At 45.1% G+C, this 6510-nt stretch carries 7 protein-coding genes; all 7 read left to right on the forward strand.

The window, feature by feature from the left end; translation table 11 throughout:
- Positions 1-291 precede the first annotated feature (291 nt).
- The 7 genes from WC647_19850 to WC647_19880 all read left to right on the forward strand — a co-directional run bounded on the left by WC647_19850 (position 292) and on the right by WC647_19880 (position 6460).
- The gene (locus WC647_19850) at positions 292-510 is read left to right on the forward strand and encodes a DUF465 domain-containing protein (GenBank protein MFA6224559.1); all 219 of its coding nucleotides are present in this window, start codon (positions 292-294) and stop codon (positions 508-510) included.
- A 77-nt stretch (positions 511-587) separates the two neighbouring features.
- The gene (gene ilvB / locus WC647_19855; GenBank protein ID MFA6224560.1) at positions 588-2267 is read left to right on the forward strand and encodes a biosynthetic-type acetolactate synthase large subunit; all 1680 of its coding nucleotides are present in this window, start codon (positions 588-590) and stop codon (positions 2265-2267) included.
- Positions 2268-2780: an acetolactate synthase small subunit gene (ilvN, locus tag WC647_19860; GenBank protein ID MFA6224561.1), complete on the forward strand. Its 513-nt coding sequence runs from the start codon at positions 2268-2270 to the stop codon at positions 2778-2780. It begins immediately after the preceding gene.
- Positions 2777-3445 carry a phosphatidylserine decarboxylase family protein gene (locus WC647_19865; protein MFA6224562.1) on the forward strand — a complete coding sequence of 223 codons (669 nt, stop codon included), beginning with the start codon at positions 2777-2779 and terminating at the stop codon, positions 3443-3445. The genes ilvN and WC647_19865 overlap by 4 nt, the downstream gene beginning before the upstream one ends.
- A 111-nt stretch (positions 3446-3556) precedes the next feature.
- Entirely contained in the window at positions 3557-4447 is an 891-nt protein-coding gene (gene pssA, locus WC647_19870; GenBank protein MFA6224563.1) for a CDP-diacylglycerol--serine O-phosphatidyltransferase, read from the forward strand.
- Positions 4448-4491: 44 nt separating this feature from the next.
- Complete coding sequence (locus tag WC647_19875) at positions 4492-6027, forward strand: 2-isopropylmalate synthase (GenBank protein MFA6224564.1); 1536 nt, start codon at positions 4492-4494, stop codon at positions 6025-6027.
- A gap of 199 nt (positions 6028-6226) precedes the next feature.
- On the forward strand, positions 6227-6460 hold the full coding sequence (locus WC647_19880) for a hypothetical protein (protein ID MFA6224565.1): 234 nt from the start codon (positions 6227-6229) through the stop codon (positions 6458-6460).
- Positions 6461-6510: the final 50 nt, after the last annotated feature.

Consider the following 6510-nt stretch of genomic DNA (forward strand, 5'->3'; position numbering starts at 1 on the left):
CTTAATAAAGATAAAGTCAGGAACGAGCGACCCTCACACAACCCAGGGATCGCCGTAATTCGCTAATAACGAAGAGCTATAAATGGATTGTTTCGCCGACTACAATAACGCCCCGCGTCGGCTTTTCGCAAGTACTTTCAAACATGAAAATTTTGCCGACAGTATGACTCAACAAAGGAGAAGTTTTTGAAAACACAGAAAACCTTATTGGAGGCTATTTATTGACAAAATTTTGTTCGACGCGTATAGGAATCAAAGTATGTCTAAAACATTCCATTTAAAGGTTTTGTCATGGAAAGCAGCGACCTGGAACTAATCAATACCTGGAAAGAGAAAGATCCTGCGCTATCAAAATTGTGGCAAGAACATCTTGAATACGAGGAACAACTCCAAAGTTTCAATAAAAGGCTCTACCTTTCACATTCCGAAGAACTGGAACGCAAGACATTACAAAAAAAGAAACTTCGGGGCCGAGATCAGATAGAGAAAATTCTCGTCAGGTACAGATAGCCGGAAAGATCTACACAAACTATCGAAATCTCGTTTCCTGATCAAATGGTAAGAAATTGAAAATCAGCGGAGCGCAGGTGTTATTACGTTCTCTGAAAGCAGAGGGCGTAGATACCATTTTTGGGTATCCGGGCGGCAGTGTTATCGATATTTTTGATACGCTGGCTCGAGAATTTGAAGATGATTTCAAATTTATTCTTGTTAGGCATGAACAGGCGGCTGTCCACGCGGCCGATGGGTATGCCCGGGCTACGGGACGACCGGGAGTATGTCTGGTAACGTCAGGACCAGGCGGTACCAATACGGTGACCGGTTTAGCGACAGCCTATATGGATTCAATTCCTGTCATAGTTTTCACCGGCCAGGTCCCAACCCCTCTAATTGGCAACGACGCGTTTCAGGAAGCTGACATTGTAGGCATAACTAGGCCATGCACCAAACACAATTATTTGGTTTCAGAAACGGAAAATCTCGCTGTTACGATCAAGGAAGCTTTTTTTATCGCGACCACCGGCAGACCGGGCCCCGTGCTGATTGATCTACCCAAAGATGTCATGCAAAGAAAGGTCAAGTTCGAATATCCTGACAAAATTGAAACGCCGAGTTACAAACCTAATGTCAAAGCCCATCTACCATCTGTAAAAAGGGCCGCTGAATTAATTCGCCAGGCGGAGCGTCCAGTAATCTATACCGGCGGGGGTGTTATAACCTCCGATGCTAGCCAGGAACTCTTCAAGTTAGCCACAATGCTAAATTTCCCGGTTACTACCACATTGATGGGGTTGGGCTGCTTCCCCGCTACTCATCCTCTTTTCCTGGGTATGCTGGGAATGCATGGAACCTATCGGGCCAATATGGCGGTAGACAACTCCGACCTTTTGCTCGCCGTAGGGGCGCGGTTTGATGATAGAGTTACCGGGCGAGTGGAAGAGTTCGCTCGACACGCGAAAATAATTCATATTGATATTGATCCGACATCAATTCAAAAAAACATAGTAGTTGATGTTCCGATTGTATGTGACGCCAAAGATGGTCTGTCCAGACTTGTTGAAGAACTCGAAAATAAGGGACGATCAGCAAGGGCGGACGAAAAGATTAAAGAATGGCATTCAAAATTGACGGTTTGGAGAAACGAGCAGAGATTGCGTTTTGATAGAACAACAGAGGTCATCAAGCCGCAATTCGTGATCGAAAAACTCTATGAATTGACTGAAGGCAACGCGATCATCACCACTGAAGTGGGCCAGAACCAAATGTGGACAGCCCAGTATTATCTCTTCGATAAACCTAGAACTTTCTTGAGTTCAGGTGGCCTGGGAACAATGGGTTATGGCTTTCCTGCAGCCATAGGAGCCCAAGTGGCTTTTCCCGACAAAATAGTAATTGATATCGCAGGAGATGGCTCGATCCAGATGAATATTCAAGAACTTGCTACTGTTGTTCAATTCAGGCTCCCGGTCAAAATAGCGATACTGAATAACGGTTATTTAGGTATGGTTCGGCAGTGGCAGGAACGTTTTTACGAGCGAGTATACGCTCATACCGACATTACGGTGGCCCCTGATTTCGTGAAACTGGCTGAGGCCTATGGGGCGGTTGGATTGAGAGCTTCCAAGTCCTCTGAAGTTGAAAATGTCATCAGGAAAAGCCTGGAAATAAAGGGGCCGGTAATCATAGATTTTGTAGTGGACAGAGAAGAAGGGGTTTATCCTATGGTTCCAGCGGGGGCCCCGATCAAAGAAATGATTTTGGTTTAAATGGAAAATAGAAAAGTAATTTCAGCTCTGGTCGAAAATAAACCCGGTGTCCTGGCACGGGTATCCGGCATGTTCTCCGGCAGGAGTTTCAACATAGATTCCTTGAGTGTGGCCCCAACGATGAACCCTGAGCTTTCCAGGATGACGATCGTCACTCACGGCAATGAGGCGATATTTGAACAAATTATCAAGCAGTTAAGAAAGCTGATAAACGTTTCCAAGGTTCAGGATCTGACTAGAGGGGATTTTGTAGACAGAGAGCTTGTATTAATCAAAGTAAAAGCTTCATCAGTCAAGAGGGCTGAGGCCCTGCGGATTGTAGAGATTTTCAGGGCGCGTATTGTCGACGTAGCTCAAGACAATCTCACTATCGAAGTTACAGGCTCTCAAGGAAAGATAGAAGCTATATTGGAACTCATGTCAACTCTGGGAATTTTAGAGGTTATAAGAACCGGCACGGTAGCAATACCCAGGGGACGGAAAAACCCCAGAACTGGAGACAGCTCGGATTGAATACAAGAACAGGACATTTTGAACCTATAGCCCGTGAAGGACTAATTATTTTAATGATACCCGCTTTTTTGTCACTTATGGGCTGGTGGTTCGGTTTTTCTGGGCTCTCCTTGCTTTTTCTGATCGTCGCAGTGGCTGTCGGTTTTTTTTTCAGAAACCCTGAACGGGTATCCCGCTCGGATGAAGCCAGCCTTCTTTCTCCAGCCGACGGCGTTGTGATGGAAATTACTGAAAACGCATCAGGACCTTGCCTTGTTCAAGCTTCACTCACTAAGATCAGCGTCTTCATGTCGGTTTTTAACGTGCATGTCAACCGATGGCCGTTTTCCGGGATGATCGAAAAAATGGCTCACAGGCCCGGACAGTTTCTGGATGCAAGGGACCCATCTAGCTCAATCTTGAATGAAAATAACTCAATCGTTGTAAAAACAGATTACGGCCCAATTGAGATTGTTCAGATAGCCGGCAAAATAGCCAGAAGAATAGTTTGGTGGGTTCGGGTAGGTGATCCCGCAACGAAAGGCGCGAGATTCGGACTAATAAAATTTGGTTCCAGAGTGGATGTTTATCTGCCCGAGACCTTTCACGTCTGCACGACTATAGGGTCGAAAGTAACGGCAGGCATCACGGTAATAGCTCAATTGAAGTCTCCGACCAATCACTAAATGTATAGTCCTGCCTTGATAAGCTTTGTCTATTTTTCCAAGAAGTTATAGAATAAAAACAGTTTGGTAGGCGTTTCGGCGTGCTGGAACATCTAAATTGGAGGCAACATCATGATAACTCCAGAATTTCGCAAAAACAGATCAATACTCAGGCGCAAGAGATCTTATGAAAGTCCTGAAGACGCATTGAACGCGTGGCAGAGAAAAAATAACCGAATCAATAAAATGAAAAGAGGTATATTTATTCTCCCCTCCCTTTTAACGTTAACAAGTGTCTTTTTCAGTTTCTATGGTTTGATTTTAGCTATCAAGGGACAATTTCTGTGGTCTGGCGTATTGATTCTGGTTGCCGGTTTTTTCGATGGTATTGATGGAAAAGTAGCCAGACTTACCAAGACGAGCACAAAATTCGGAGTAGAACTGGATTCGCTCGCCGATGTAATTTCGTTCGGAGTGGCTCCTGCGATTTTGTTTTATACTTGGACTTTAGAGCCTTACGGTAGGCTGGGTTGGGTAGTAGCCTTTGTGTACGTGGCGTGTGGAGCGCTCAGGCTTGCAAGGTTTAACGTTCAGACCTCAATAATTGACCCTAAACGTTTTAATGGTCTCCCTATCCCTGCTGCGGCAGGAATGTTGGCGACTGCCGTTATTTTCTTTGAACACCTCGAAATCCAACAAGACCACTATGCGATATTGCTCTTGCTCCTGACAGTGTCACTCTCTTTCTTGATGGTCAGTTCAGTCAAATTCCACGCTTTTAAAGACCTAACAATTGTCAAAGAGAAGCCATTCAGCTCCACTGTAGGATTTGTCCTGTTGATGTCCCTGATTGCTGTGGCCCCTTTTGTGGTGCCATTTTTGCTTTGCGCCGCGTATGTTTTATCAGGCCCTATAACAACAGCGGTTTTTTATATCAAAAGACGAAAAAATGTTAAATCCGCGCCGGTCAGTAGCAACGTCACCAATTTGGCGGGCGGTCCGGTAGATGTTGAAAAGCCCTAAACCGAATATAAAATGGTTTCAAGGCGTTTTCGGAGGAAAATCGTATGACAGATCAGGTTTGGATTTTTGACACAACCTTGAGGGATGGCGAACAATCTCCCGGCGCAACCATGAATCAACATGAAAAGTTGCAGTTGGCCAGGCAACTTGAAAGACTGGGAGTCGATATAATTGAAGCGGGATTTCCTGCAAGTTCCGAGGGAGACAAAGAAGCGGTTCGCCGTATAGCGTCGGAAATAAAAAATTCTCGTGTGGTAGGACTTTCCCGTTCCGTCGCGGAAGATATAGAAGCCGCATGGTCCGCAGTAGAAAAGGCGAATAAACCAGGGATTCACACCTTTATCGCTACAAGCGACATTCATCTCAAACACAAGCTCAAAATGGACCGGAATGAAGTTTTGGATCGGGCGGCTAAAGCTGTCAAGTTGGCCTCGTCGCTTTGTGACTGGGTTGAATTTTCTTGTGAAGACGCTACGAGAAGCGACAGGAATTTTTTATGTCAGGTAATAGAAACAGCCATCAGGGAAGGCGCGAAAACCATCAACGTTCCAGACACTGTAGGTTATTCTTATCCCTCGGAAATATCAGAACTGGTAAAATTCTTGCGATCCAATGTGAAAGGAATAGAAAATATCATCTTGTCGATTCATTGCCACGATGACCTAGGACTGGCTGTAGCAAACTCTTTGGCTGCGGTTGAAGCTGGAGTTAGACAGGTTGAATGCACGATCAATGGAATCGGTGAAAGAGCTGGCAACGCTTCTCTGGAAGAAATAGTGATGGCTTTGCAAACAAGGCGAGATCATTTCGGGCTAAGGACGAATATCATCACGGAGCAAATTTTCCATACAAGCCGTCTGGTGACCACGATCACTGGAATTCCAGTACAACCGAACAAGGCTATTGTTGGCGCAAACGCTTTTGCGCATGAATCGGGAATACATCAAGATGGGGTAATTAAAGAACGCTCGACATATGAAATTATTGACCCCGAATCCGTCGGCATATCCAAGTCCTCACTAGTATTGGGAAAGCATTCAGGCCGGCATGCCTTCCGGGAGAGAATGCAGGCCCTTGGGTATTATCTGACGGAAGAGGAGATAAATCTAACGTTCAAAAGATTCAAGGACTTGGCTGATCGTAAGAAAACGGTCTTTGACGAAGATCTCGAAGCGATAGTGGCTGAGGAGGTGCTTCGAACAGCCGAGACCTACAAATTGCTGTCAGTCACAATTATGGGTGGTTCTGACGTTGTTCCGACCGCGACTGTCCGTATGATTGTTGATGGGGACGAATGTCATGGGGCCGAGCTTGGTAACGGTCCTGTTGACGCGACCTATAACGCTATCATAAGATTGACAGGTCGGAGGCCAAAATTACTACGGTTTGCCATTAGCAGTATCACAGGTGGTACTGATGCATTAGGAGAGGCCTCAATCAGGTTGGAAGAAGACGGTAACGTAGCGGTGGGAAAGGGGGCTCACGAGGACATATTGGTAGCTTCAGCAAAGGCCATGGTAAACGCTTTGAATCGTTTAGCGTATATGTCCAGGAGTCCTCATCCTTCAGTCAGGCTGTAGGTTTGGAAGGTAGCCGCGCTATTTTCAATAAATCGTGCTATCTATCTCAAATCACAAAAAAAATATTGCTTTACAGTAGACACTGCTACATAATAGTTGGGCTTACCCATCAAAACCCCTTTCCTAGGGAAAAGCTAAATATCGGGCAGTTTTTGATCGTAGCAAAAAAATATCTCAACTATAGAGAGGAGTCTGAAGTATGGCAGGCGAACACTTCGAGGAAAAGGAGAGGTTTGACGGTCAGAAGGTTAAAATCTTGATGCCGGATTATGTGACCGGACCAGACGAGGACAGTTATCAATGGCGTAAAAACATCACTTATGTGAACATGGACCAAACCAGTGACCCAATCAAGAAATATCTGAGCACGGCCGAGAGATACTTTTATTCTAAAGAATGGTTTGGCAGCGAGAAAAGGAAAAATCCCGCCTGATAATCCATCTGTTTTTAAAAACTTAATATACTGATTCTATTTTAACTCAA

The sequence above is a fragment of the Desulfomonilaceae bacterium genome, from assembly GCA_041662605.1.
In the GTDB taxonomy this organism is placed as follows: domain Bacteria; phylum Desulfobacterota; class Desulfomonilia; order Desulfomonilales; family Desulfomonilaceae; genus CAJBEZ01.